This is a genomic window from Paraburkholderia hospita, from assembly GCF_002902965.1.
GTDB lineage: Bacteria > Pseudomonadota > Gammaproteobacteria > Burkholderiales > Burkholderiaceae > Paraburkholderia > Paraburkholderia hospita.
Window position 1 is genome coordinate 3,863,484 of sequence record NZ_CP026105.1, and the last position, 26,402, is coordinate 3,889,885.

Annotated in this window: 26 protein-coding genes; 8 read left to right on the forward strand and 18 right to left on the reverse strand. The window is 62.9% G+C overall.

Annotated elements, in window-relative coordinates; genetic code table 11:
- Positions 1 to 24: 24 nt before the first annotated feature.
- The 11 genes from C2L64_RS17615 to flhD all read right to left on the reverse strand — a co-directional run bounded on the left by C2L64_RS17615 (position 25) and on the right by flhD (position 11,560).
- Positions 25 to 1,128 carry a protein-glutamate methylesterase/protein-glutamine glutaminase gene (locus tag C2L64_RS17615; protein WP_007742928.1) on the reverse strand — a complete coding sequence of 368 codons (1,104 nt, stop codon included), beginning with the start codon at positions 1,126 to 1,128 and terminating at the stop codon, positions 25 to 27.
- A 5-nt stretch (positions 1,129 to 1,133) separates the two neighbouring features.
- Positions 1,134 to 1,934: a chemoreceptor glutamine deamidase CheD gene (cheD, locus tag C2L64_RS17620; protein ID WP_007581521.1), complete on the reverse strand. Its 801-nt coding sequence runs from the start codon at positions 1,932 to 1,934 to the stop codon at positions 1,134 to 1,136.
- Positions 1,931 to 2,869 carry a CheR family methyltransferase gene (locus tag C2L64_RS17625; protein ID WP_090835006.1) on the reverse strand — a complete coding sequence of 313 codons (939 nt, stop codon included), beginning with the start codon at positions 2,867 to 2,869 and terminating at the stop codon, positions 1,931 to 1,933. The genes cheD and C2L64_RS17625 overlap by 4 nt, the downstream gene beginning before the upstream one ends.
- A gap of 248 nt (positions 2,870 to 3,117) precedes the next feature.
- Positions 3,118 to 4,905: a methyl-accepting chemotaxis protein gene (locus C2L64_RS17630; RefSeq protein WP_090834622.1), complete on the reverse strand. Its 1,788-nt coding sequence runs from the start codon at positions 4,903 to 4,905 to the stop codon at positions 3,118 to 3,120.
- Positions 4,906 to 4,968: 63 nt separating this feature from the next.
- Complete coding sequence (locus tag C2L64_RS17635; protein ID WP_007581528.1) at positions 4,969 to 5,496, reverse strand: chemotaxis protein CheW; 528 nt, start codon at positions 5,494 to 5,496, stop codon at positions 4,969 to 4,971.
- 45 nt (positions 5,497 to 5,541) lie between these two features.
- Positions 5,542 to 7,839 carry a chemotaxis protein CheA gene (gene cheA, locus C2L64_RS17640; protein WP_086918065.1) on the reverse strand — a complete coding sequence of 766 codons (2,298 nt, stop codon included), beginning with the start codon at positions 7,837 to 7,839 and terminating at the stop codon, positions 5,542 to 5,544.
- A 73-nt stretch (positions 7,840 to 7,912) separates the two neighbouring features.
- On the reverse strand, positions 7,913 to 8,275 hold the full coding sequence (locus tag C2L64_RS17645; protein WP_007581533.1) for a response regulator: 363 nt from the start codon (positions 8,273 to 8,275) through the stop codon (positions 7,913 to 7,915).
- A 70-nt stretch (positions 8,276 to 8,345) separates the two neighbouring features.
- Positions 8,346 to 9,464 (reverse strand): flagellar motor protein MotB, encoded by a 1,119-nt coding sequence (motB, locus tag C2L64_RS17650; protein WP_090834624.1) that lies wholly within the window; start codon positions 9,462 to 9,464, stop codon positions 8,346 to 8,348.
- A 12-nt stretch (positions 9,465 to 9,476) separates the two neighbouring features.
- The gene (motA, locus tag C2L64_RS17655) at positions 9,477 to 10,337 is read right to left on the reverse strand and encodes a flagellar motor stator protein MotA (RefSeq protein ID WP_007581537.1); all 861 of its coding nucleotides are present in this window, start codon (positions 10,335 to 10,337) and stop codon (positions 9,477 to 9,479) included.
- Between the two features lie 159 nt (positions 10,338 to 10,496).
- Positions 10,497 to 11,108, reverse strand: coding sequence for a flagellar transcriptional regulator FlhC (gene flhC / locus C2L64_RS17660; protein WP_079498692.1), 612 nt, complete (start codon positions 11,106 to 11,108; stop codon positions 10,497 to 10,499).
- A gap of 131 nt (positions 11,109 to 11,239) precedes the next feature.
- Positions 11,240 to 11,560, reverse strand: a complete 321-nt coding sequence (gene flhD / locus C2L64_RS17665) for a flagellar transcriptional regulator FlhD (protein WP_007581541.1) — start codon at positions 11,558 to 11,560, stop codon at positions 11,240 to 11,242.
- Positions 11,561 to 12,235: 675 nt separating this feature from the next.
- On the opposite strand from flhD, the gene C2L64_RS17670 reads away from it, so the two are divergent.
- Positions 12,236 to 13,300 carry a glycosyltransferase family 4 protein gene (locus tag C2L64_RS17670; protein WP_079498690.1) on the forward strand — a complete coding sequence of 355 codons (1,065 nt, stop codon included), beginning with the start codon at positions 12,236 to 12,238 and terminating at the stop codon, positions 13,298 to 13,300.
- 101 nt (positions 13,301 to 13,401) lie between these two features.
- Here the strand turns inward: C2L64_RS17670 and C2L64_RS53270 are convergent, their stop codons facing one another.
- Both C2L64_RS53270 and C2L64_RS17675 read right to left on the reverse strand, forming a co-directional pair.
- The gene (locus C2L64_RS53270; protein ID WP_158660524.1) at positions 13,402 to 13,545 is read right to left on the reverse strand and encodes a hypothetical protein; all 144 of its coding nucleotides are present in this window, start codon (positions 13,543 to 13,545) and stop codon (positions 13,402 to 13,404) included.
- Between the two features lie 67 nt (positions 13,546 to 13,612).
- Positions 13,613 to 13,915, reverse strand: coding sequence for an H-NS histone family protein (locus tag C2L64_RS17675; protein ID WP_007581545.1), 303 nt, complete (start codon positions 13,913 to 13,915; stop codon positions 13,613 to 13,615).
- A 289-nt stretch (positions 13,916 to 14,204) separates the two neighbouring features.
- On the opposite strand from C2L64_RS17675, the gene aqpZ reads away from it, so the two are divergent.
- Both aqpZ and C2L64_RS17685 read left to right on the forward strand, forming a co-directional pair.
- Complete coding sequence (gene aqpZ / locus C2L64_RS17680; protein ID WP_090834626.1) at positions 14,205 to 14,954, forward strand: aquaporin Z; 750 nt, start codon at positions 14,205 to 14,207, stop codon at positions 14,952 to 14,954.
- Between the two features lie 360 nt (positions 14,955 to 15,314).
- Positions 15,315 to 15,629 (forward strand): hypothetical protein, encoded by a 315-nt coding sequence (locus C2L64_RS17685; protein ID WP_090834628.1) that lies wholly within the window; start codon positions 15,315 to 15,317, stop codon positions 15,627 to 15,629.
- A 150-nt stretch (positions 15,630 to 15,779) separates the two neighbouring features.
- On the opposite strand, the gene C2L64_RS17690 is transcribed toward C2L64_RS17685, so the two are convergent.
- Positions 15,780 to 16,601 carry a Cof-type HAD-IIB family hydrolase gene (locus C2L64_RS17690; protein ID WP_090834630.1) on the reverse strand — a complete coding sequence of 274 codons (822 nt, stop codon included), beginning with the start codon at positions 16,599 to 16,601 and terminating at the stop codon, positions 15,780 to 15,782.
- Between the two features lie 92 nt (positions 16,602 to 16,693).
- Positions 16,694 to 17,578: a BadF/BadG/BcrA/BcrD ATPase family protein gene (locus tag C2L64_RS17695; protein ID WP_007581552.1), complete on the reverse strand. Its 885-nt coding sequence runs from the start codon at positions 17,576 to 17,578 to the stop codon at positions 16,694 to 16,696.
- Between the two features lie 97 nt (positions 17,579 to 17,675).
- On the opposite strand from C2L64_RS17695, the gene C2L64_RS17700 reads away from it, so the two are divergent.
- A complete protein-coding gene (locus C2L64_RS17700) occupies positions 17,676 to 18,332 on the forward strand; it encodes a DNA-3-methyladenine glycosylase I (protein WP_176133757.1) in 657 nt (218 codons plus the stop codon).
- A 443-nt stretch (positions 18,333 to 18,775) separates the two neighbouring features.
- Positions 18,776 to 19,201 carry a hypothetical protein gene (locus C2L64_RS17705; protein WP_007581556.1) on the forward strand — a complete coding sequence of 142 codons (426 nt, stop codon included), beginning with the start codon at positions 18,776 to 18,778 and terminating at the stop codon, positions 19,199 to 19,201.
- Between the two features lie 122 nt (positions 19,202 to 19,323).
- Here C2L64_RS17705 and rpsU read toward each other — a convergent pair whose 3' ends face one another.
- Together rpsU and C2L64_RS17715 are read right to left on the reverse strand one after the other, a co-directional pair.
- Positions 19,324 to 19,536: a 30S ribosomal protein S21 gene (gene rpsU / locus C2L64_RS17710; RefSeq protein ID WP_007581560.1), complete on the reverse strand. Its 213-nt coding sequence runs from the start codon at positions 19,534 to 19,536 to the stop codon at positions 19,324 to 19,326.
- A 295-nt stretch (positions 19,537 to 19,831) separates the two neighbouring features.
- A complete protein-coding gene (locus C2L64_RS17715; RefSeq protein WP_090834632.1) occupies positions 19,832 to 20,773 on the reverse strand; it encodes an aldo/keto reductase in 942 nt (313 codons plus the stop codon).
- A 242-nt stretch (positions 20,774 to 21,015) separates the two neighbouring features.
- Here C2L64_RS17715 and C2L64_RS17720 point away from each other — a divergent pair, with 242 nt between their 5' ends.
- From C2L64_RS17720 to C2L64_RS17730, 3 genes are all read left to right on the forward strand, one after another.
- The gene (locus C2L64_RS17720) at positions 21,016 to 21,834 is read left to right on the forward strand and encodes a flagellin domain-containing protein (protein ID WP_042305141.1); all 819 of its coding nucleotides are present in this window, start codon (positions 21,016 to 21,018) and stop codon (positions 21,832 to 21,834) included.
- A 163-nt stretch (positions 21,835 to 21,997) separates the two neighbouring features.
- A complete protein-coding gene (gene fliD, locus C2L64_RS17725) occupies positions 21,998 to 23,431 on the forward strand; it encodes a flagellar filament capping protein FliD (RefSeq protein WP_079498675.1) in 1,434 nt (477 codons plus the stop codon).
- A gap of 33 nt (positions 23,432 to 23,464) precedes the next feature.
- Positions 23,465 to 23,758 carry a flagellar protein FliT gene (locus tag C2L64_RS17730; RefSeq protein WP_242684330.1) on the forward strand — a complete coding sequence of 98 codons (294 nt, stop codon included), beginning with the start codon at positions 23,465 to 23,467 and terminating at the stop codon, positions 23,756 to 23,758.
- Positions 23,759 to 23,924: 166 nt separating this feature from the next.
- Here C2L64_RS17730 and C2L64_RS17735 read toward each other — a convergent pair whose 3' ends face one another.
- The gene (locus tag C2L64_RS17735) at positions 23,925 to 26,369 is read right to left on the reverse strand and encodes a tetratricopeptide repeat protein (RefSeq protein ID WP_090834634.1); all 2,445 of its coding nucleotides are present in this window, start codon (positions 26,367 to 26,369) and stop codon (positions 23,925 to 23,927) included.
- Positions 26,370 to 26,402: the final 33 nt, after the last annotated feature.

The following is a 26,402-nucleotide window of genomic DNA, read 5'->3' on the forward strand; positions in this document are numbered from 1 at the left end:
CTCAATTTTGCGCCGAGGCTCGCATCATACGCGTTGAACGCGATCGCCCATTGCGGACAAACGTGCCATCACGCGCCGGCTCATTTCCGACAGCGACGCGATTTCGTCCGCGGCGCCCATCGCGATCGCCTCGCGCGGCATACCGAACACGATGCAGCTCGCTTCGTCCTGCGCGAGCGTGTACGCACCCGCTTTCCTCATGTCCAGCAGACCCGCCGCGCCGTCGCGTCCCATGCCCGTGAGAATCACGCCGACAGCGTTCTTTCCCGCATGTTGCGCCGCCGAGCGGAACAACACATCGACAGACGGACGATGCCGGTTGACCGGCGGGTCGTCTGACAGATGCGCAATATAGTTGGCCCCACTACGGGCGAGCAACAGGTGAGCGTGGCCGGGTGCGATGTACGCATGACCGGGCAGCACGCGTTCGCCGTGCTCTGCCTCTTTAACGGTAATCCGGCACAAACCATTAAGGCGTTGTGCAAAAGATTTTGTGAAACCGGGCGGCATGTGTTGCGCGATGAGCACAGCGGGCGCATCGGGCGGCAGCGGCACGAGCACTTCGCGGATCGCTTCCGTGCCGCCCGTCGACGCGCCGACGATGATCAGCTTTTCCGTCGACACGAGCGGATTGTTGAACAGCGGCGCGGGCGCCGCGGCATGCGCAGCGGCGCCGGTGTGCCCGGCGGCGGCTGCCGCATGCTGCGCGGGCGCGGCCTGGCGAACGCGCGCGCGGGCTGCCGCGCGGATCTTGTCCGCGAGTTTTTCCGAGTAGTCGAGCATGCCGTCGCGAATGCCGACTTTCGGCTTCGTCACGAAATCGACGGCGCCCAGTTCGAGCGCCCGCAGCGTGATTTCCGAGCCGCGCTCGGTCAGCGACGACACCATCACGACGGGCATCGGACGCAGGCGCATCAGCTTCTCGAGAAAGTCGAGGCCGTCCATGCGCGGCATTTCGACGTCGAGCGTCAGCACGTCCGGGTTGTGTTGCTTGATGAGGTCTCGCGCGACGAGCGGATCGGGCGCCGTGGCGACGACCGTCATGTCGGGTTGCGAGTTGATGATTTCCGTCATCAGGCTACGAATCAACGCCGAATCATCGACGCACAATACTTTGATCTTTTGCACGGTGCTCACGCCTCCTCTACCGTCCTGGCGTTATTTGGTTGGGTCGGGCGCGCGGCGGCGCCAAATAGTTCGATACGCGGCTTCGCGCCAGCCGGGCGCGCAGCGCCCGTTCCCGAAGCCTGGTTGGCTCCCGCCGATCCGCCCGAGCCGAACAGCTCGATGCGCGGCTTCGCGGCAGCGGGCGACGAGAACAACTCGACGCGCGCACGCGCTTTCGCGAGCCGCTCGGCGCGCTCTTCGGCCGATTGCCGGGCGAGCGCCTGTTCGCGTTCCGCGACGCCTTCTTCCTGCTGAAGACGCAGCTTCTTCACCATCACCTGACCGGTACGCGGCATGAACGCGACTTTGCGCGGATGCTTGCCTTCCAGGTCCTCGGCGACGATGCGGATCTTTTCGAGCGCAAGGTAACGGCGCACGAACTCGGAGTTGCGGTCGCCGATGTTCATCGTCGTCATGCCGGCCAGCACGGCGGCACCGCCGAACACCTTTGCTTCGAAGCGTTCGCGGCGGCCGCCCGCCTTGATCAGCTCGTTGATCAGCACTTCCATTGCGTACGCGCCGTAGCGCATCGAGTCGGACGCGGCTTGTGCGACGTCGGCGCCGTCGTCGGGGAGCATGAAGTGATTCATGCCGCCAATACCCGCCGTGCGGTCCTGAATGCATGCCGCCACGCACGAGCCGAGCACGGTGACGAGCACCATGTCTTCGCTCGTCGTGTAGAACTCGTTCGGCAGCAGCTTCACGCCGGGGCGCTGGAAGTGGTTGTCGTAATACAGGTTCGTTGCGATCGGCAGGGTGCTGCTCATGCTGGCACCCCGCTCGTTGCACGTTGAGCCGCGCGGCCGCCAGCCGTCGCAGCGCCGGCATCGCGTGTCAGTTCATAGACGGTCTGTCCGCGCAGACGGAACGCCTGCGTGACGTACGTAAAGTTCTCCGAATGCCCGGCGAACAGCAAACCGCCCGGCTTCACGAGCGGCTCGAAGCGCGACAGCACCTGCCCCTGCGTCGGCTTGTCGAAGTAGATCATCACGTTGCGGCAGAAGATCGCGTCGAACTGCGTGTTCAGCCGGTAATCGCGATCCGTCAGGTTCAGTTGTTCGAAGCGGATCATCGCGCGCACTTCGGGACGCACCTTCACCATGCCCGCGTGCGCGCCCGTGCCCTTCAGAAAGAAGCGCTTGAGCCGTTCCGGCGACAGGTGCTTGACCTGATCGAACTGGTACGTGCCCGCTTCACCCTTCGCGAGCACCTGCGTGTCGATGTCGGTGGCGAGCACCGTCGCCTGGCGCGCAGCATGGTCGCCGAGCGCTTCGATCAGCGTCATCGCGATCGAATACGGCTCCTCGCCCGTCGATGCCGCCGAGCACCACACCGACACGGGCGCCTGCCGGCGCGCAACGAAGTCCGCGAGGATCGGAAAGTGATGCGCTTCGCGAAAGAACGCGGTGAGGTTCGTCGTGAGTGCGTTCGTGAATGCTTCCCACTCGGCGGGATCGTTGTCCGCCTCGAGCATGTCGAGGTACTGGCGGAACGAGTCGAGCCCGCGTGCGCGCAGCCGTCGCGCGAGCCGGCTGTACGCCATGTCGCGCTTGTGGTCGGACAGCGAAATGCCTGCGCTGCGATGAATCAGCTCACGAATCCGCGCGAAATCTGCCGAAGTGAACTCGAAGTCGCGTGCCTGTTCGCCGGATCTTCCCGGCTCTGCCCGTTCAGGGCGTGATTGCGCGCGCGTTGCCATCATCATGTCTTCCGTCTGCCATAAGGAGCGCCGCACCGCCCGTCGATCCCGCCAATGCCGCTGTTGCCTTCGATACTGCTTGCGATGTTGCATGCGCTGTCGCCAGCGCCGCGGCCTTCTGTTCTACCTGTTCCCACTGTGCTGCGCGCGGCCGGATCCAGCCTGCTGCACGCGCGCCTTCACGACGCGCCGCGCTGAAACGTCCATCACGGGACGATGTGCCGGAAGTCCGCATCTCGATCCATCGTCCTTCAGAACGTTTCCCAGTCGGCGTCGGACGTGGAGGCCACGGCCGCTTGACGCGGCGCGGACTCGGCCGCCGCGACCCTCGCCTTCCGCACCACCGGTTCGGCGCGCGCTGGCGCTGCCGCCTCCGTCTTCGCGACGGCAGGTTGCGCATGAGCCGGCTTCGCGTGCGCGACGGCTGCCTTCACGCGGCTCTTCGCTGTGTTGGCCGTCGGCATCGCCTTCGTTGTCTGCTGCGCGCCGCTCACGCGCCACTGTCCAATCACCGTCTGCAGCGAGCGCGTCTGCTCCTCGAGCGATGCCGCCGCGGCGGCAGCCTGTTCGACGAGCGCCGCATTCTGCTGCGTCACTTCATCCATCTGCACGACGGCGCGGTTGACCTGCTCGATACCGCCCGACTGCTCTTCCGATGCCGCGCTGATTTCGCCCATGATGTCCGTCACGCGGCGCACGGCCTGCACGATCTCGTCCATCGTCGTGCCGGCGCGGCCGACTAGCGCGGAGCCGCTCTGGACCTTGTCGACCGAGTCGCCGATCAGCTCCTTGATTTCCTTCGCCGCGCTCGCGCTGCGTTGCGCGAGGCTGCGCACTTCGCCTGCGACGACCGCGAAGCCGCGGCCCTGCTCGCCTGCGCGCGCAGCTTCGACGGCGGCGTTCAGCGCGAGGATGTTGGTCTGGAACGCAATGCCTTCGATCACGCTGATGATGTCGACGACCTTGTTCGAGCTGGTCGCGATACCCTGCATCGTGCTCACCACCTGGCCCACCACTTCGCCGCCGCGCGTCGCGATGTCCGACGCGTTCACGGCAAGCTGACTCGCCTGACGCGCGTTGTCGGCGTTCTGCTTCACGGTGCCCGTCAGTTGCTCCATGCTCGACGCCGTTTCCTGCAGCGACGCCGCCTGTTGTTCGGTGCGCTGCGACAGGTCCGTATTGCCCATCGCGATTTCGCGCGCGCCTGTATCGATCGACTCGACGCTCGTGTGCACCGACCGGATCATCGTCGACAGGCTGTCCTGCATCGCCTTGACGGCCTTGAACAGCCGGCCGATTTCATTGGTGCCTGACGTGTCCACGTGTTGCGACAGGTCGCCCTTCGCAATGCGTTCGAAGCACGTGACGGCATCATCCAGCGGCTGCACGATCATGCCGCGCATCGCGAAGCGGATCGCCACCACCAGCACCAGCGCAACCACGATGACGCCGATGATCGCTGCGCGCAGCATCGACATCTGCGCGGCGGTGTCCGCCTGCTGCTGTTCCGCGTGTGCCTGCAGCGCCTTGACCACAGGCGATGCCGCGTTGTCGTACGCGACGAACATCGGGCTGATCTTCGTGTCGGCGATCGCGTGATAGCCGGACAGATCGCTTGCGCGCAGCGCCGTGAACTCAGGGTTCACGCCGTCGTTGATGAGCGCCGTGCGCTTCGCGACCACGGCGTCGATCAGCGTCTGATCGATGCCGTTCTTCGGCGTGTTCAGAAACGCCTGCCAGTTTTCATTCGATTTGCCGAGCAGTTCGGCCGCGCGATCGAGCACCTGCTTCGATTGCTCGATCTCGCCTGCCGCCGTCAGCGCGTTGACGCGGTCGAGCGACACGCGCGAGCGCAGCAGGAACGAACCCGAGTCGTTCAGCGTGCGGATCGCGACCATGTCGCCGTGCGCCATGCTGTCGAGCGCGTCGCCCGAACGGCTCAGCGCGGTGAGCCCGAGCGCCCCGACGATCACCGTCAGCCCAACGAGAATGATCCCCACGACGGTCAGCGTCGTCCGAATCGACCATCTGCTCAGCATTGTTGTACTCCCTGATTACCCGTCGATCAGAGTCGGCGCTTTAGCGCCTACTCTGGTCCCGACTTACTTGCCCAGCGCTTCCATCAATGCCATTTCCCGGCTGGTCATCAGCTTTTCGATGTCCATCAGGATCAGCATGCGGCCGTCGACCGTGCCGAGGCCCGTCAGATATTCCGCCGTCAGCGTCGCGCCGAATTCCGGCGCGGGCATGATCTGGTCGGTGGCGAGCGTCAGCACGTCCGACACGCCGTCCACGACCATGCCGACCACGCGGCCCGCGACGTTCAGAATGATCACCACCGTCTGATGGTCGTACTCGACCCGCCCGAGGTGGAACTTGATACGCATATCGACGATCGGCACGATGATGCCGCGCAGATTGATCACGCCCTTGATGAACTCCGGTGCGTTTGCGATCCGCGTCACGCTGTCGTAGCCGCGGATTTCCTGCACCTTCAGGATGTCGATGCCGTACTCTTCGGCGCCGAGCGTGAAGATCAGGAATTCCTGACCACTCGCGTCGGCTTGCGCGTCGCGGCGGCCGATCGAACCGGCTACGCCGTTCGAATTGATGGATTGGACTTCTGCCACGTTAGCCCCCAAACGGTTGGGATGAGTTGAATTTCAGTTTCAGTTTCAGGCGAGCGCCAGCGACGCACTATGCGACGCGCGCGTCTCGCGGTTCAGTGCCGCGACGTCCACGATCAGCGCGACGCTGCCGTCGCCGAGGATGGTCGCTGCGGAAATGCCGTGTACCTTGCGGTAGTTCGTTTCGAGGTTCTTCACCACCACCTGCTGCTGGCCGACCAGTTCGTCGATCAGCATCGCGAAGCGCCGTCCTTCCGTCTGCATGATGGTGACGATGCCCTGCGTCGGATCGGTGCGCGCGTCCTCGACGGAGAACACTTCGTGCAGCGCGACCAGCGGCAGATACTCGCCGCGCACGCGCACGACGCGCTCGCCGTTCGCGACGGTGTAGATGTCGTCGGCGCGCGGCTGCAGCGACTCCATCACGAAGTTCAGCGGCAGAATGAAAATCTCGCTGCCCACCTTGACCGACATGCCGTCGAGAATCGCCAGCGTGAGCGGCAACACGATGCGCGTCGTGCTGCCCTTGCCCGCATGCGACGTGATTTCGACGTGACCACCCATCGACTGGATGTTCCGCTTCACCACGTCCATGCCGACACCGCGGCCCGAGACGTCCGTCACCTGCTCCGCCGTCGAGAAGCCAGGCAGGAAGATCAGGTTCCAGACTTCGTCGTCCGTCATCGTGTCGCTGACGGTGATGCCCTGCTTGGCGGCCTTCGCGAGAATCTTGTCGCGGCGCAGGCCCGCGCCGTCGTCGCTCACTTCGATCACGATATTGCCGCCATGGTGCGCGGCCGACAGCACCAGCTGGCCCGTCGAATCCTTGCCCGCTGCCTTGCGCGCCTCGACCGTTTCGATGCCGTGGTCGAGACTGTTGCGCACGAGGTGAGTCAGAGGGTCGATGATGCGCTCGATCAGGCTCTTGTCGAGTTCGGTCGCCTGACCGAAGGTGACGAGTTCAACCTGCTTGCCGAGCTTCGCCGCCAGATCGCGCACCAGACGCGGGAAGCGGCTGAAGACGTAATCCATCGGCATCATGCGGATCGACATGACGGCTTCCTGGAGATCGCGCGCGTTGCGCTCCAGTTGCGCCATGCCGTTGAAGAGACGGTCATGCAGCGCCGGGTCGAACGTGCTGGTGGTTTCGGCCAGCATCGCCTGCGTAATCACCAGTTCGCCGACCAGGTTGATCAGCTGGTCGACCTTTTCGACGCCCACGCGGATCGAGCTGCCTTCGCCCGCATTCGCGGCGGCCGCCGGACGCGCCTTGCGATCGCCTTCGGCGGATGCAGGCGCGGCCTTCGACGCGGCGGGCGCGGCTGCGGCAGCTGGTGTAACGATTGCGGCCTCGGCCGGAACAGGCGCCGCCTGTGCTGCGGCTTGCGCCACTGCGGGCTGCGCGACCGGCTGCGCGGCGGCAGGCGCCGGTGCAGCAGCAGCCGGCTGCACGACAGCGGCCGGCGCCCCCGCGCCGCCGCTCGCCATGCCCCCCGCATTCGCCGGCTCGGTCTGCGCGGCTTCGGATGCTCCAGGCGCACCCTGTTCCGCACCGTTTGCCGGCGCTGCGCCGCGGCCGATCACGATCTGACTTTCGTCGATCACGAAGCAGCACACGGCGACGATATCGTCGGACGACACATCGGATTCCAGCCACAGCGTGATATCGCTGCCCGTCTTCACCTGTCCGACGACACGGCCCAGGTTGCCCAACTCTTCGGTGAGCAGTTCCTGGTCCTTTTCCCCAACGCCCCGTAGCGTAATTTTCAGATGGGGTCCTGCAGCCGCATCGGATGAAGCAGCGCCGGTCTGTGCCGGTTCGTTGTCTGCCCAAACGCCTGCGGCTTCTACTGCCTGTGCAGCCTGTTCGACCACGTGCTCCGGCGTGTGCCCTTGCACGGCTGCCGCCTCCGGCGCAGCCGCGGCAGGTGCCGCCGCTGCGGGCGCGGCGCCGCTGCTTTCCTTATGGAGCTGTTCGAGCTTCGCGCAGATCGCGGCGGCGGTGGCCGCATCCGGCTCGGCGCTCGCGCGATAGTCGGCGAGCTGGCCTGAGAGCACGTCCTTGGTTTCGAGGAACGTGTCGATCATGTCCTTGCGCAGCACGATCTCGTTGTTGCGCGCGCGGTCCAGCAGCGATTCGAGAATGTGCGTCGTCTCGGTCAGCGCCGTGAAGCCGAAGGTGGCCGCGCCGCCCTTGATCGAGTGAGCCGCGCGAAAGATGGCGGCAAGATCTTCGGGATCGGGATGGCCGACGTCCAGGTTCAGGAGCAGCTGCTCCATCTGCGCGAGCAGCTCGTCCGCTTCGTCGAAGAACGTCTGGTAGAACTGAGTGATGTCGAGAGTCATGCGTGTGTCACCGCGAGAGTCCTGGCTGCTATGCCACTTCCAAATATCGGTTGCTGCCTGCTGGCTGCCGCGCTCAGGCGAGCGCCGCGACCAGTTCGGTCAGCATGTCGGGGTCCAGCGGTTTTTCGATCCATCCTGTGGCGCCCGCATCGCGCGCCGCGGCCTTGAAGGGCTCGCCGGATTCGGTCGTGAGGACCAGGATCGGCGTGTCGCGGTACGCGGGGTTGCCGCGCAGCGCGGCGATCAGATCGAGGCCGGTTCGGCCGGGCATGTGCTGGTCGGTCAGCACGAGATCGAACGGCATCGACAGTGCGTTTTCGAGCCCTTCGTCGCCGTCGGCCGCGAGCGTCACCTGATAGCCGGCACCCGTCAGCGTCGCGGCAAGGATTTGCCGCATCGCCGCCGAATCGTCGATTGCCAGAATGTGCCTGATCATTCAATCCTCACTGCGCTCACGATGGATCAAGGTAGCGCCGCCATCGGCGCATCCGTTATCCCGCTATCTGTCATTGCGTCGCCGTTGCAGGCGCCGCGCTCTTGTCTGTCGCTTCAGCCGGTTCAGCCGCACGCTGCGCGACCGCGCTGGTTTGCTCCGCTTCCTTTTGCATCGCGTGCGGCGCTTTGGCGGGCGGCGATGGAGGTTGCGCGGCGGGCGGTGAAACCGGCTGGGTGATCTTTTGCAGCAACGGCTTGTTCGAGCCCGCGGCATCGTTCGACAACGTGGTCGAGCTCGAGTCGTCCTGCATCAGCGCGTCTTCCGAGCGCTTGTTCAACACGATGATGCTGATGCGCCGGTTTTCCGGGTCGAGCGGGTCGGCCTTGTTCAGGTTCTGCGTCGACGCGAGACCCAGCACGCGCAGCACCTTCGCTTCGTCCATGCCACCCGCGATCAGCTCGCGGCGCGACGCGTTCGCGCGGTCCGCCGACAATTCCCAGTTGCTGTAGCCCTTCTCGCCGCCGGCGTACGGCACGGCGTCGGTGTGGCCCTGCACGACGATGCGGTTCGGCACGTCGTTCAGCGTGTTGCCGATCGCCTGCAGGATGTCGTGCATGTACGGCTGGACGATGGCCTGCGCGGTCGCGAACATCGGGCGCTTCTGCGTATCGACGATCTCGATGCGTAAGCCCTGCAACGTCGAATCGATGCGGATCTGCTGCTTGAACTGGCGCAGCACCGGGTTCGCCTCGATCGCGGCCATCAGCTTGACCTGCAGGTCGTGCAAGCGCACCTGCTCGCGGCGTTCGACGGCGCCCTGCAACTGCTGCAGCGCCTGGTCGTCGGCGCGTGCGGCCGTGTGCTCGGCGCGATTGGTCGAACCGTCCGTCTGACGCGTGATGCCGTCCTTGTCGGTCGAGATATCGCGGCCGCCGCCGGGGATCTGGCTCGAATCGACGGCGCTGCGGTCACCGCCCCACAGCGTGATCTTCAGCGGCTGGTTGAAGTAATCGGCAATGCCCTTCAACTGCACCGTCGAGGCCGAACTCAGCAGCCACATCAGCAGGAAGAACGCCATCATCGCCGTCATGAAGTCCGCATATGCGAGCTTCCACGCGCCGCCGTGATGGCCGCCCTTCTTCGGCGCTGCGCGCTTGACAACGATTGCGCGGTCTTTGTCCTTGCTCATCGCCCGCGTTCCTTATTTCGCCTTCACGCGGCGCACGTGTTCTTCCAGCTCGGCGAACGACGGGCGTTCAGTCGAGAAGAGCACCTTGCGGCCGAATTCGACGGCGATTGCGGGCGCATAGCCGTTCAGGCTCGCGAGGATCGTCACCTTGATGCACTGGAACATCTTGGTCGACTCGGTGACGCGCTGTTCGGCGACGCTTGCGAGCGGCCCGATCAGACCGTACGACAGCAGAATGCCGAGGAACGTACCGACCAGCGCCTGCGCGATCATTTCACCGAGCACGGCGGGCGGCTTGTCGGCCGAGGCCATCGTGTGCACCACGCCCATCACGGCCGCAACGATACCGAACGCGGGCATCGCGTCGCCGACCTTCATCAGCGCGTGTGCGGGCGCTTCGCCTTCGGCGTGATGCGTTTCGATCTCTTCGTCCATCAGACTTTCGATCTCGAACGCATTCATGTTGCCGCCGACCATCAGGCGCAGATAATCCGTCAGGAATTCGACGATGTGATGATCCGCAAGAATCTTCGGGTACTGCGTGAAGATCGGGCTCTTCTGCGGATCGTCGATATCCGCTTCGAGCGTGAGCGTGCCCTCCTTACGCGCCTTCGCCAACAGGACGTAGAGGAGCGCCATCAGCTCCATGTAAACGTCCTTGTTGTACTTGGCGCCTTTGAACAGCGTCGGAATCACGCGCAACGTAGCCTTGATCGTCTTCATCCCGTTGCCGAGGATGAACGCACCTAGACCCGCGCCCGCGATCATCAGCACTTCGACGGGCTGCATAAGCGCGCCCAGGTGGCCGCCCTCCAGCGCATAGCCGCCGAAGACGGACAACAGCGTAACGAGTGTTCCCACGAAAATCAGCACTGCCGAGCCCTCTCGAAAAGCGACGGAGACCGTCGTTATTCAGGTTTACGGCATGCAGTCGGAAAACTTTGGCGGAATGAGCGCCGGACTGGGACGGTGTTAACCAGAGTGCCGCCGCGCGCCTGTCGAAGGCTGCACGACGGGCGCTCCGGTGGCCTGTCAGACGGCCGTGACGACGGCCTCGGGCAAGGCTTCGAGTGTTTCGTCGAGCGGCGCGCCGAGGGCCGCTTGCGCTTCCTCGTAGCGCGCGTCGGCGGCTTTCCGGGTCTTACCGGCGCGCGACGGCGGCGCACACAGGCCGCATACGAAGCCGTGCTGCGGATCGTGCGCGTGTGCGACAAATTGCCCGCGGCAGCGCGTGCAGGACGTCATCTGCAGCATGCCGGAGTCGAAGAAGCGCACCAGCGTCCATGCGCGCGTCAGACTCAACGCCGGCTCGTCATGGTGCATGCGCGCGTGTTCGAGGTAGAGCCGGTATGACTTGACGATCGACTGGATCGTCACGCAGCCGCCCAGCCCCGACATGAAGCGGTAGATGTTGTAGAACAGCGAAGAGTGAATGTTCGGCTGCCACGTCATGAACCAGTCGGTCGAAAACGGCAGCATGCCCTTGGGCGGCGATACGCCCTTCACTTCCTTGTACAGCTTGATGAGCCGGTCGCGCGACAGCGTCGTCTCCGCCTCGAGCAGCTGCAAGCGCGCGCCGAGTTCGATCAGTTCAATCGCCAGGGTGATTTCCCTGACTTCGAGCACCACGCTTTTCTGTGCCATCCGCCTCGCTTCCCGCGTCCGTTGTCGTTTTCCTGTCGGCGCGAACGGCCGGGAAAAACGATAAAAGCGCCGTTGCCGGCGCGCGTAGGGTGCGTCTGTCCCGGCGCCTGCGCGCCGGCCGTCGGCCAGTCTCAGCCGATCTGCTCGACGGGCTGGCCCGCCATCAGGATGGCGGAGTGCGCCTGGGCGACGGCGGACGATTTGCCCTTGTCGGCCAGCGACGAGAGGATCTGGTGATCGTCGAAGCGGAATCGGCACAACACCTGGTTCGATGCGGCCAGCTTGACAGTCTGTGCGAGCGACAGGTTGGCGAGCACGTCGGCGAGCTGCTCCGAGATGCCCATGCGGAACATGCCCATCGGCTTGTCTTCACGCAGCAGACGCTGCGCGAGTAGCAGATAGGACAAGTTCACTTCCCTAATTTCATTGAGCATGTCACTTTGGGTGCTCATTGAATCCCCCGATTCAAATCTGGCTGGTCAGGCCTGGTAAAACGTTTGCTCGCTCGCGTTAAAAAAAACCACGAACGGCACGCTTATGGTCAGCGTGCATTTTCCCGAAAGGGGCAGTCGATGAAAATCGGACAGGCACCCCAACTGATTGACGGAAAAATCCAGGATTTCTGTAGGAGTTTTTCCTACAAATTTTCGCGACGGGGGATTTTGGAGGGTATTGGCGGACTGAAAGTGCCGACTACTTACACGCGAGATCAGGCGTGAAAGGTTTGGGAAGCGGATTATGCGCCCATATTTGAGCGGAAACAAAGCGAATTTCGCAGCGGTATGTTCGGCAGCGCACCATTTGATCCGACGAATTGACTGCGCAACATGCTGCGTCAATCGACCCGAAGTGCGGCGGATATTGCCTCGATGCCCGTCGCCGCGAGCTTTCCGGCAGCATCCGCGGAGTTGTTACGCATCATGTTTCGCGCTGTAACAACATTAAGTGTTTGAAAAATAGCTCGAATTAGCGCCAGCGATCCCGATAATGGCACCTAGGGATAACCCCATTGGGCTTCCTGCCCCGGGCGGCGGCACACCGCGCCCACCGTCCGACAGGCTTTCCGCTTTTTGCCACACGCAGGCAGCACAGCGCGAAGCCCTTTGCTTTGCATAAGGAGATCACCCATGCGAATCGCACAAATCGCACCGTTGTATGAAGCTGTCCCACCGAAACTCTATGGCGGCACAGAACGCGTCGTGTCGTATCTGACCGAGGCGCTGGTCGACCTGGGCCACGATGTGACGCTCTTCGCGAGCGGCGATTCGGTGACCTCCGCGAAACTCGAAGCGTCGTGGCCGCGCGCGCTGCGGCTGGATCCGACGATCCGCGACGCGCTTGCGCCGCATATGCTGCTGCTCGAAAAGGTGCGCAAGGTCGCGCATGAGTTCGACGTGCTGCACTTCCACCTCGACTATCTGCCGTTCCCGCTCTTTTCGACGCTGGACACGCCGTTCGTGACGACGCTGCACGGCCGTCTGGACCTGCCGGAGCTGCAGCCGGTGTTCGACACGTTCACCGATGCGCCCGTGATCTCGATTTCGGATTCGCAGCGTCTGCCGCTGCAGCAGGCCAACTGGCTCAACACGATCTATCACGGCCTGCCGGAGCAGCTGCTTACGCCGCAAACGCACAAGAAGCCGGAATATCTCGCGTTCCTGGGTCGGATCTGTCCGGAAAAGCGCGTCGATACAGCCATCAAGATCGCCGCGCAAAGCGGTCTGCCGCTGAAGATCGCCGCCAAGGTGGACAAGGTCGATCAGGAATACTTCAAGACGGAAATCGAGCCGCTGCTGTCGATGGCGCACGTCGAGTTCATCGGCGAGATCAACGAGGCGCAGAAGCCGGAATTCCTGTCGGGCGCGAAGGCACTGCTGTTCCCGATCGACTGGTCGGAGCCGTTCGGCCTGGTGATGATCGAGTCGATGGCTTGCGGCACCCCCGTGATCGCGTTCAACCGTGGTTCGGTACCGGAAGTGATCGACCACGGCGTGACGGGCTTCATCTGCGAAGACGTGCAGGGCGCCGTGGCCGCGCTGCAACGTATCGATGACCTGTCGCGCACGGAAATCCGCGCGCAGTTCGAACGCCGTTTCAGCTCGAAGATCATGGCGCAGAACTATGTCGACAGCTATTCGGCGATGCTGGAAGCAACGCGCCGTCCGATGCTGCGCCGCGTGGCAGTGGGTTGATCGCCGGCTTACACAGGTCAACTCTGCCGATGCTGCGACATATTGCGTAATTTGTTCACTTGAACGTTTGCGCTGTCATTCAGAGACAGTTATTGCGCCTCTCACATGAAAAAGCCGCCTCCCCAGGCGGCTTTTTCTTTTCCGGCGTTCGGAACCGGATCGGCAATGGAAGCGCTTTCTTCAATGCGCCGCAATGCGCTTTTACCGAATGAAGCTATCCCCGCTTCAGACGGCTTACCGCGCATTAACAGAATCTGAAAGGCGGCGAATTTCGCCAGATCGCCTTCAGGCGGCTTTCGCCGTTTCCCCTAATTAGGCCTGTCCGATCAGAAAGCGCTCGCGGTTCTTGCCGGCAATCCACTTGGGCGGCTTTCCCCGGCCGCTCCACGTGTTGCCCGACTTCGGATCCTGATATTTCGCTGGCAACGGCGCCTTTTTGGGCGGGCGTCCGCGGCGAGCCGCCTCGGCAAAACCCAGGTCATGCGCGTTAAGGCCGTATTCGGCGATTTTCTGGCGGATTTCGGCAATCACATTGCCTACTTCACTACGGCGTGCTTCGTCCGCTTCCTGCTGCAAGCGGGCAATTTGCGCCTTGAGATCTGCGTATTGTGACATTTGGGCTCCCCTCTTTTTCTAAAAGTGGTTAGCACGGAGATTAGCCGGTGCTAACGAAATTCGCAATGGCGGCTAATACCGCGTTATCAAAAGTTTTCGTCTGAGTATTTATAAAGCGGCACTGAATCGTTCAAACCGGTGGACTTTTATCACGAAATAATTCCGCGTTCGTGAATGACAATTCTTGACAGTCCATTTGTGCAACGTTGCTTAAAATTTGCGCTCCCAAGTGCCGGGTAGCGCGTGCGCTCTCGTCCTTGAATCCCCGTACTTATTAGGATTACACACGATGAACCTCTCCAAGCGCCTCGCGGCGGAGCTGTTCGGCACCTTCTGGCTCGTACTCGGAGGCTGCGGCAGCGCCGTCCTGGCAGCAAATTTCGCCGGTCCCGTTCACGGGCTCGGCATCGGCTTCGTGGGCGTTTCGCTCGCTTTCGGCCTGACCGTCCTGACCATGGCCTACGCCATCGGGCATATCTCCGGCTGCCATCTGAATCCGGCGGTGAGCGTCGGCCTGACTGTCGCCGGCCGATTCCCGGCGCGCGAGCTCGTCCCGTATATCGTCGCGCAGGTGCTGGGCGCCGTGTTCGGCGCGTATGTGCTGTCGGTCATTGCTTCGGGCAATCCGGACTTCCATCTGGTCGCGAGCGGTTTCGCGAGTAACGGTTATGGCGACCGCTCGCCGGGCCATTACGCGCTGCCGGCTGCGTTCGTCTGCGAAACGGTGATGACGGCCTTCTTCCTGTTCGTGATTCTCGGCGCCACGGACAAGCGCGCGCCCGCCGGTTTTGCGCCGATCGCAATCGGCCTGTGCCTCACGCTGATCCATCTGATCTCGATTCCCGTCACGAATACGTCGGTGAATCCGGCGCGTTCGACGGGGCCGGCGCTGTTCGTCGGCGGCGCGGCCGTCGACCAGTTGTGGCTCTTCTGGGTCGCGCCGATTCTCGGCGCGGTGATCGCCGCTATCGTTTATCCGCTGGTGGCTGGCGATGCCCGGCATGCCGCGGACGCAGAACGCGTACGCGTGACGGCCTGATTGCTGGCTATCCGGTCTGAGTGAAAACGGGGCGCTTCGGCGCCTCGTTGTCGTTTTCGTGGGGTCCTTCCAGCATTAATAGATGGTTCAAATGTAAGGCTGGTTTACGGCCGTATTCATCGCTATTGAAGAAGCGCTTTAGCTTTTTGAAAGGCCCACCTCGCTCAGCTCCGCGCTATACGGGCAAATGCCGGACGCCCGTAAAGCGCCATCTGCAAAGCATTGCGCGAAAGCCGCAATCCACCTGATACGGCGGCATTGCACGCTTTCACTTCGTAACATCCTGTCGCAGTGCCGCTCGCCGGCGACGCGTAGATTGAACCTGTACGGCAAACACGCCGCATCCACAGGAGAATCACAATGAAGCGCATCGTCACTCACATGCTCGTTGCAGTTGGCCTCGCCGCTGGCGCATGCGGTGTCGCACAGGCGCACACGAATCTGAGCATCGGCTTGTCGCTGGGGACGCCTGCCCCTGCTTACGTCGCGCCCGCGTACGTCGCGGCCGCGCCGCAGCCGGTGTACTACGGCAACCGGTATTGGGGAGACCGCCGCTACGACGGCTATCGACATGACCGCGGCTGGGATCGCGGCCGCTGGGATCATGGCAACCGTTGGGATAACAACAATGGCTACCGTGGGAACGACAACCACCGGGGCGGCTATCGTGACTAAGAAGCGTGACTAAGCAGCCGGCTTTGGCGGCGTAAATCGTCTTATTGTTGCGCCTGCTGGCTTCAGACTTTCGCCTGGCTTAGTCGCCTTCACTTCAGCATGGCGCGGCCCCTGACAGGAGCCGCGCCATGTGCATTCGACGGGCGGGATCTACGCCGTCAGTTCGTCGTCCAGTTCGAACAGCTTGCGCAGATGGTGTGCGACGCCCGCTTCGAAGTTATTGCCGATACGCGGCACATTCGGCAGACGCTTGATGAGATCGGGATTCGCGTTGTTCATCATGAACGGATGGCCCGCCGTTTCCAGCATGTCGATGTCGTTCATGTTGTCGCCGAACGCAACGCACCTCGCCGCCGGAACATTCAGCCGGTCGAGCACGAACTGCAGCGCGCGCCCCTTCGATACGTTCGCCGACATCACCTCCAGACAGTCCGGCAACGAGTACGTGACGTAAAGCGCCTCGCCGAACGTGCGCTCGAGGTTGGTCGCGATCACGGCAAGATCCTTGGGATCGCCGATATACAGCGCTTTCGCGATATCCGCGCCGTCGTGCAGCTGCAGATCGGTCACGTTGTAGGTGAAGCCCGAGTCCTGGTGATAGCGCAACAGCTCAGGCGCGTCGCGATCGATCAACCATTCCCGGTCGGCGAACAGATTGACGATCACGCGCCCATGCTCGCCCGCGATCTCCGGCTTCACCAGTTGCTGGACCACGTTCGCCTGAAGATCGTCGGCGAAGATCATTTCGTCGTCGGGCGAATGGACTCGCGCGCCGTTCGACGTGATCAGATATGGCCGGATACCCAGCACATCGCGAATTCCCGCGACGTCGCTATAGTGGCGCCCCGTCGCGATCACGATATGTATGCCTTGCGCTTCGAGCGTGCGCACGGTACTGATCGTGAAGGGGTCCACCTGATGGTTGCTGTTCAGCAGCGTTCCATCCAGATCGCTGGCGATGACTTTGTACATGGGCGGGCGGCAGACGGCATCGGAAAACGTCTATTTTATCGCCTCTTGGCGCGGCGCTTTCCGTTTCCGGCCGCTCCCATGTATTTCGCCCGTCATGCGTCGCCGATCTGCGCGGCCTCCCGCCGAGCCATCTGCAGCGCGCCGTGCGCCGAATCGGAGAGCGGCGCGCGCAGGCGCTCGCGATAAGGCGCGGGCACATACTCGCTCAACGGCTTGCCAAGCCCGCCGCACAGCGCGACAGGCAAGGTTCCGGACGGGTCGAGCGCCGCAATCATCTTGCCGATCTCCTGACCGGCTTCGCGGAGCAGCCGGGCGGCAAACGGATGCTCGCGGTGCGCGACGACGACGGGCGCAAGGCTCGCATAAGCCGTCTGGTTCGCGTCGCACAGCCAGACCACCAGCCCGTCGCGATCGGTCGCGCCGACGTGCTCGATCAATGCCTGCGAGAGTTCGTCGGCGGGAACGCGGCCGTCGAGCGCCTGCTGCGCATGCACGATAGCGCGCAGGCCGAGCCAGGCGCCGCCGGCCTCATCGGCAGACGGATAGCCGTAGCCGGCGACCATGCGGCTTTGACCGTCGCGGTCCAGCACCGCCGCGACGCTGCCCGTTCCCAGCGCGACGATCACGCCGGGCTCGCCGCCGTGCGCGCCGAGCAAGGTCGAATAGGCGTCGCTTTCAATGGCGAGGCCGGCGAGCGCCGGCGCCTTCGCGCGAAATGCCGCCAGCCAGTCGCGGTTGTTGACACCCGCGAGCCCGCAGCCGAAAACGAAACGCGGCCACTCGGCGGTGACGCCGGCGCGCTCGCACGCTTGCGCGCTCGCGGCCAGAATCGCGTCCCACGCGCGCTCGACGCCCAACGCAAGGCCGGACGGCCCCGCCGCGCCTTGCGCGAGTTCCTGCCCTTCGGCGTTCGCCAGCACGACGCGCGTGCCGGTGCCGCCACCGTCGACGCCGATCAGATAGAGGTCTTGATTCATCGATATGCTCATTGATGTGTTACTGCATAGCGTGGCAGGTCTTTTCGCCCGCGACAATTAGCCGATCGGCCAGGTTGCGGCGGCAACCCGTTCCGCTATGCTGGCGTGGCCCGACAGACGGGCGATCAACCAATCATGCAGGAGCCTGAACGTGGCGGAGCAGCGATGCAACTGGGCGACGACGAGCGAAGCGCTCGCACACTATCACGACACCGAATGGGGCGTCCCTTCTCGCAATGACCAGCATCTGTTCGAGATGCTGGTGCTCGAAGGCGCGCAGGCCGGGCTTTCGTGGTCGACGATTCTGAACAAACGCGCCGGATACCGGCGCGCCTTCTCAAACTTCGACATCGACAAGGTCGCCCGCTTCACGCCGAAAAAGATCGACGCGCTTGTGCTCGACGAAGGTATCGTGCGCCATCGCGGCAAGATCGAGTCGACGGTTCTCAATGCCAAAGCCGTCAGGCAGATTCAGACGGAGCATGGATCGTTAGCGGATTTCGTGTGGTCGTTCGTCGATAACACGCCGATCCAGAACGCCTGGACGAGCTACACGCATGCGCCGGCGTCGACGGAGGTGTCGGACGCGCTCAGCAAAGCGCTCAAAGGCTATGGCTGCAAATTTGTGGGCACAACCATCTGCTACGCGTTCATGCAGGCAGTCGGTATGGTCAACGACCATCAGACCGATTGCGCCTGCTATTCGCGGTGCGCCCTGCTCGGGAAGAAAGGCCGCAAGAAGAGCGCGAAGTGACGAGTGCGGCTTGTTCCGACGGGTTGTGCGTATGTGTCGCGCCGTTGCAACACATGGCATCATCGCGCCCGGCTCGAACGGGCGTGGCCTGCTGCATAGCGTCACCCGCAAACCCGCTTCCCGCAAGGCCTCGAACAGAGGTTGACGAGCGGAGCGACGGCCGTCCATGCGCGCATTGAGCGCTAGCCAACACAACGGCTGACCTTTACCGCATTCCGCTCGTTATAACTAATGTATGCGATGTCGTTCGACGCGCCTCCGGACGGGGATAGTCAGCCGGGCGTCGGCGGCGTCGCTGGTGCAGGGCGTGCGCTTCGCAAGCCGTGAATTGGGCGGCAAATGATGCTCTCGTCGCGGCTTCGGGCGTGAGCACGTCACGGAATACTGTCGGCGATTGCACCAGAAACGAATGACCGCTGCGCAGTGCGCGGGGGGAGACCAACATGAAAAATCATAACTTCCTGACACATCAGGAAATTTTCGACCGGGCAGTCGAACATCTGTTCGGCCAGGGCCGCGCGGCGCTGCTGCCGCGCGGTGGCGGCGCCTACCGCGGTTATTGCGGCGGCTGTCCGGTCGGTAGTTTTATCCATCCGCGCGACTACATGACCGCGATGGAAGGCATTCCCGTGCGATACGTCGGCAAGACGGCATCTGATACGCCCATTTACATGGACGTCGGCATGGCCGCGCTGAAGAAGGCGCTATTGCGTTCGCGCCTGAACATCTACGATCCCGTCACCGTCGAATTGCTCAGTTGCCTGCAAAACGTGCACGACGTTTTCGGGACTTGGGAATGGCGCGACCGGCTACGCTCGATCGCCCGCCAATTCGTCCTTTCCGACGAACGCGTCAAAACGGCCGCCTGATATTCATCCTCACGAGCGGCGTCAGCGCGTGAACCAAGCCCCATAAATGAAAAACGGCGGTGTGGCTTCTTTCGAAGCTCACACCGCCGTTGGCGTGCTTTCGCGTACCGGAGGAAGCGTGCTTAGTGCAGCTTCTTCGGCAGCATCTGGCTGCGCAGGCGCTTGTGCAGGCGCTTCACTGCAGCTGCCTTCTTGCGCTTACGTGCCGTCGTCGGCTTTTCGTACGCCTGGCGCTCACGCAGTTCTGCGATCAGGCCATTCTTTTCGATTGCGCGGCGGAAGCGGCGGATTGCCACTTCGAACGGCTCGTTTTCCTTCAGAAGAATCGTCGTCATGTAATTCCTAAATACGCTTGATACGGTTAATGGCGTGGCGGTCAACCCACACACGCGCCGGCCCTCCGGTCGTTTCAGACTGGCGAAGCACAACTGAAAACGAGAGGCAATGCGGCCACGGAGGCCGGAAAAGAGAGGTGGGAGTTCACCGCGAAACGCGGGCAGCGCACGTTGCGGCGCCGCGCCTAGCTAGCGTTTCGCCACCAGCAACCCATGACGAAACGAGCAAAGATCTCAATTCACTCCCGATCATACCAGGAAATTCGCTTTCAGACCAGCATTTTAGCGATACCGTTCAGGCACTTGCGTCGTTCAATATGCGCAAATCCGCGTCGGTGAGCGTCAGATGCACTGCCGCGACAAGACTTTCCAGCTGTTTGACCGACGTCGCGCTGGCGATCGGCGCCGTGATGCTGGGCCGCGCAATCAGCCATGCGAGCGCCACCGAGGCGGGTGTGCTGCCATGCCGCTGCGCCACTTCGTCGAGTGCATCGAGGATCGCGAAGCCGCGGTCATTCAGATAACCCTCGACTTTGCGGCCGCGCGCGCTTTTCGACAGATCGTCGCGCGAACGGTACTTGCCCGACAGAAAGCCGCTCGCGAGGCTGTAATAGCAGACGACGCCCAGCCGCGCGGCGAGCGCAACGGGTTCGAGATCGGTTTCGTAGGCCGCGCGGTCGTACAGGTTGTACTCCGGCTGGATCACCTGATATTGCGGCAGGCCGTTGTCCCGCGCTATCTGCAGCGCTTCCTGCAAGCGCGCACCACCGTAGTTCGACGCGCCGACCACCCGCACCTTGCCCGCTTCGACCAACTGCTGATACGCGCCCAGCGTTTCCGCGAGCGGCGTCTCCTCGTCGTCGAGATGCGAGAAATACACGTCGATATAGTCCGTCTGCAAACGACGCAGCGAGTCTTCGACAGCCGCGCGGATATTGCCCGCCGACAATCCCTTGCGGCTTCCCAGCATGCCGACCTTGGTCGACAGCACGATCCTGTCGCGCTTGCCCGACTTCGCGAACCACTTGCCGATGATCGTCTCCGATTCGCCGCCGTGGTTGTTCGGCACCCAGGCGGAATAGACGTCGGCGGTGTCGATGAAATTCAGGCCGGCGTCGGCGAACGCGTCGAGGATGGAGAACGACGTCGCTTCGTCGGCCGTCCAGCCGAACACATTCCCGCCGAACATCAGCGGCGCGACCTGCAATTGCGACGTGCCGAGATTGCGTTTCTGCATGACATCTCCACGAGCAAAGAAAGCGGGCCAACAAGGATACGCCGTCTTGACATTCGTCACAGACGCCCCCGCGTGCACGCGCGCCACACCCATGCGCCCCCAAATTTCGCGAGATCGCCCCTAAAGTTTTCTTCTGACCACGCCGTCAACCAGGACAGGCGGCGACGCAATGCACACGTCAAGCGCGACGCCGAGCCAAAACAGCCTCTCCATCCGAGGCGTTTTAAAAACGAGGACGCAAAATGCTGAACATCAACACCAACATCGCTTCGCTGACCGCGCAGAACAACCTGTCGGGTTCGCAAAGCGCACTGTCGCAGGCGATCAACCGCCTGTCGTCGGGCAAGCGTGTGAATTCCGCTGCTGACGACGCGGCAGGTCTCGCGATCTCGACGTCGCAAACGGCTTCGATCAACGCACTGACGCAAGGTGCTGCAAACGCGAACAACGGCATTTCGATGGTGCAAACCACGAACGGCGCGCTGCAATCGATCGTCGACAACCTGCAACGTATCCGCCAGCTGGCAGTTGAAGCAGGCGACGGCTCGCTCGACTCGAACGCACTGGCTAACCTCCAGTCGGAAGTCTCGACCCGTCTGACGGAAATCACCCGCGTCGCGCAACAAACGACGTTCAACGGCCAATCGGTCCTGAACGGCATCGGCTCGGTCAACTTCCAGATCGGCGCATTCAACGGCCAGCAGATCACGGCAAACTTCGGTACGCAAAAGTGGGATGCGAGCAGCCTCGGCGTGAGCGGCGTGTCGGTTTCGACTGCTTCGGGCGCACAGGCAGCAATGAGCACGATCGACAGCGTGCTGACCAGCGTCAACACCTTCCAGGCAACGCTGGGTGCAACGCAGAACACGTTCTCGGCAGCAATCTCGACGACGAACACGCAAGCAACGAACATGAGCGCAGCACGTTCGCAGATCACCGACGCAGACTTCGCGACGGAAACGGCGAACCTGTCGAAGGCTCAAGTTTTGCAGCAAGCTGGTATCTCGGTGCTCGCGCAAGCGAACTCGATGCCGCAACAGGTTCTGAAGCTCCTCCAGTAAGAGTGACGACTAGCGGCGCGCAGCACGGCGCCGCGCCCCGAAGCCGCGGCTTGCGCCCGGCTTCGGTACGTAACTGGATCGCATGGTTGGGAGGTTCGCCTCCCATCATGCATTTACAAGCCACGAATAAACAGCATCCTGTTTCGCCAATCGGAGCACCCGCATGACCACCACGTCGACTTCGAACTCGTCAGCTGACATCACTTCTCTGCTACAGCAGGCGGCGCAGTCCATTATCAGCGGCTCGACCAAGTCGACCCTCGATGTCAACTCGCTGGTGTCAGCGCTCGTAACGGCGAAAACGGCGGCTCAATCGTCGCAAATCACGACCAAGCAGAATTCGGACAACGCAGAGCTGTCCGCAATCGGCAAGATCAAATCGGCGCTTTCGTCGTTGCAGACCGCGTTGAGCGGCCTGTCGGACGGCACGGCGCTCAACCAGCTCGCGGTCGCTCTCGGCGGCACGGGCACGGGTGTCACGGCAACGGCCGACCCGAGCAAAGGCGCGGTGGCCGGCAACTACACACTCGCCGTCACCAACATCGCGACGGCCAACAAGATTTCCTCGCAGGCTTACGCGTCGGGCGCAAGCCTCGGCACGGGTACGCTGACCGTCGGCGTAGGCAGCAGCTCGATGCAGATCAGCGTCGCATCGACCGATTCGCTGTCGGACGTCGCCAACGCGATCAACTCGGCAAACAACAATCCTGGCGTATCGGCAGCCGTCATCACGGCAGCGGACGGCCAGCATCTGGTCTTGACGTCGAAGCAGACGGGCGCGGCCAACAACGTGACGGTTTCCGCAGGCGCAGGCCTCGATGCGGGTCTGAACACGGCCAGCTTCACGCAGGTCGCTGCCGGCAAGGACGCCACGCTCTCGCTCGACGGCAACACGATCACGAGCGCCAGCAACACGATCACGTCGGCGCTCACGGGTGTGAGCATCGACATCTCGGGTGCGTCGGCAAACAGCACGCAGACGATCTCGATCACCAACGACACGACGGCCTCGACGAAGGCCATCAACGATTTTGTCACCGCGTACAACAACTACATCACGACCGAAACGGGCCTGACCTGGGACCCGACGCAGGCGACGGGCTCGCAAGCGGGCGCGCTGCTCGGCGACGCGATGACGAACACGATCACGAACGGTCTTGGCGGCCTGATCGGCGGCGGGGTCACCGTCGGCGGCAAGACGTTCAGCCTGTCGTCGATCGGTATCAACCTGCAGCACGACGGCACGCTGTCGGTCGACTCGACCGCGCTGCAGACCGCGCTGACGAGCAACAGCTCGGCCGTCGCAGCCGTGTTCAACAAAACGAACGGTATCGGCACGACGCTGAACTCGTTCATCAACACGTACACGCAGACGAGCGGCACGATCGATCAGCGCACCCAGGCCCTGAACACCGACCTGAGCAATCTGTCGGATCAGGCGACGCAGCTCACGAACTATCAGAGCACGCTGACCGATCAATACAACGCGCAGTTCACGGCACTGAACACCCTGATGTCGACGATGGCGAACAACACGGCCTACCTGAACCAGCTGTTCGGCGGCGGCGGCCTGACGGGCTCGCTGAACTCGAAGTAACGCGGACAGACACCCCGCTCAATGGAACCTGTGATGAACGATTCGCTGACTCGCGCACTCGACCTGACCCACGCTCTCGAAAGCGCGGTTTCGCAACAAGACTGGGCGCGTGCGTCGGCGATCGTCGAAGAGCGCTCGCCGCTGCTGATGTCGCTGCGTCCGGAGCAGACGCCGGAAGCGCTGGACAAGATCCGCGCGATCCAGCGCATCGACGCCGGCATCAGCCAGCAGACCCGCACCGGCATGGATCGTCTTACCGAGCGGCACGGCGATGCGCTGCGGCGCATCAAGTCGGTGAGCATGTATCACTCGACGGGCATGCTCTAAGGAATCGAACTGAAGAACGCCGCGCGACGAAGTCCAAAAAAAAGAAATGCGCGGATTGATAAAGCTGCAGCGATGCAGCTTTTTTTTTTGCCTGCGGCGAGGCAAGACGAGGCGTGAAGATTGCGATTGCGCCGCGCGGGCGCGATCGCAGTTTCCAGAGTCGACCTTAGTTGGCGCCTTCCTCGTAGACGCGCCACATTCCTTCCAGCGCATCGACGAAGTTGCTCGCGAATCTCCGCGCATCGCACATTGCAGAGGCGAGCACATGCTCGCGCATTCTGGCGCGCAGTGTCTCCAGCGCATCGACATTGGCCGCCAGTTCACAGATCCTTTCGACGTAGCCAGCCTGATCGTCGCAGATCCATTCGCCGAAGCCGGCGGAATGCAGCACGCTCTCGCAGATATGGCCGACGAAGCGGTCGCCCTTCATCGCCACCACGGGCAAGCCCATCCACAGCGCTTCCGCCGTCGTCGTGCCGCCCGGATACGGGAATGGACTGAGCACGATGTCGACGCGATGGTACGTCTTGAAGTATTCGTTGCGCGGCGATCCGCCTTCGAGGATAAGTCGCGACGCGTCGATCCCGCGCTCCGCGAAGCGCTGCAGCGTTGCATCGAAGGCATGCTTCCGGTCGAGTTCGTGCGCCTTGACGAGCAGACGTGAGCCGGGCACCTCCCGCAACACGCGCGTCCACAGATCGAGCACGTCATCCGTCATCTTCGCGAGCTTGCCGAGATAGCCGAACGTGACGAAGCCATTGGCACGCATGGGCAGCGGACCAACAGAAACATCGCACTCCGGCGGCGTCATGCACAGATAGCCATCGGGCAGACGCCACGGTTTTTCGATGAAGTGATGCGCTTCTTCGGGCGGCAGCACGTAGCGATCGCCGAGCACGTAGTCGATTTGCGCGATGCCTGTCGATGCGAAAAAGCCAAGCCACGTCACCTGGATGGGCGCCGGCTTCATCGCGAACACGGGCAGGCGGTTGAATGCCGTATGGCCCGCCATGTCGAGCAGGATATCGATGCCGTCATCGAAGATGCGCTGCGCAGCGGCGTCGCGAGAGAGCTTCCATAACGGTGTCCAGACGTCGAAGAGCGGCTTCAGACGTTGCGTGATGTCGTCTTCGATGTCGTTGGTCTGGTACGCGATCAGTTCGACCCGCGACCGATCGATGTGACGCAACACGCTCTCGGTGAAGATGCCCACGGGATGCGTGCGCAGATCGCCCGACACGAAGCCGACGCGCAAAGGTCGTTTGCCGCGCGGCGCGCGCGCGTGCTTGAACGGCGTGACATTGGCAGCGATACGCTCGCCGAAATAGACGGCATCGGCGAGATAGTCGCTGACGGGTCGCTGCGACATGCTGGCCTCGCAAAACAGCAACGCTGTGTGCGCGACATCGGCATCGGGCGACCGTTCAATCGCGCTCCGATAGCTGCTCGCGGCTGCGTCGAGTTCGCCCAGCGAGCGCAACACGTCGCCGAGGTTGATGTGCATCCGCGACGAGCCGTCCTTCAACTCGAGCGCCTTGCGCGCGTAGTGCAGCGCCTCGCCTGGGTGTTCTGTCTTCAGATACGCGACCGCGAGATTGTGATGCACTTCGGCATCATCGTCAGCGAGCGCGACCGAGCGCCGATAACTGTCGATCGCTTCCTCGTAGCGAAACAGTCCGTACCACGCATTGCCGAGCGTCGCATAGGCTTCCGCCAACGTCATGCGCGGCTCGCCCGACTGGACGCGCGCCATGGGTGTCGCCATTGCCGCGCCACCCAGCCAGGAATCGACGATCGCCTGCGCGAGCTGCATCGCCTTCGAATAATGCACCGCTGCCGCTTCGCGCTCACCCATGTCGCGCAGCGTGTTGGCCAGATTGTTGTGTACACCGGGCCGATCGGGGTCGAGCTCGACCGCCCTGCGAAGGCTCGCTGCCGCCTCGGCGAGTTCGCCGCGCGCGAGCAGCAGCGTGCCGAGACTGTTGTGCATCAGCGCGCGGTTCGAATCGAGCGCAATCGCGCTGCGATAGCTGTCGATCGCCTCGTCGTACTTGCCCTGCTCCATCAGCGCGTTGCCGAGGTTGTTGTGAGCATCCGCGTAGTCGCGCCTGAACGAAATCGCCTTGCGATATGCGAGCGCCGCGCTCTCGGCCTCGCCGAGATCCTTCAGCGCGTTGCCGAGGTTGTTGTACGCTTCGGCGTAACCGGGCCGCAATTCGATGGCTTGTGCGCTGCTGCGCATCGCCGCATCCGGCTGACGATCTTCGCGCAGCGCATTGCCGAGATTGTTGTGCGCTTCCGCGTAACCGGGGTTGAGCGCCACAGCCTCGCGATAACTGTTGATCGCCTGCTTCAGCTGGCCGTGCTCGCGCAATGCGTTGCCGAGGTTGTTGTGGTAAATCGCGTTCGGCAGAATCGCGATCGACTGGCGCATCAGCGTGATGCCCGCTTCGTGCTGTTGAATCTGGCAGGCGAGCAGCCCGAGAAAATGCAGCGCATCCGAATGCCGCGGATTGACGCGCAGGATCTCGTCGTAGATCGCCTTGGCTTCGGCGAGCCGGCCGGCCTGATGATGCGCGAGCGCAGTGTTGAGAAGGTTAGCGTGATCCACGGTGATCCTTTGGTTCTTCGGAGACGGGACGAG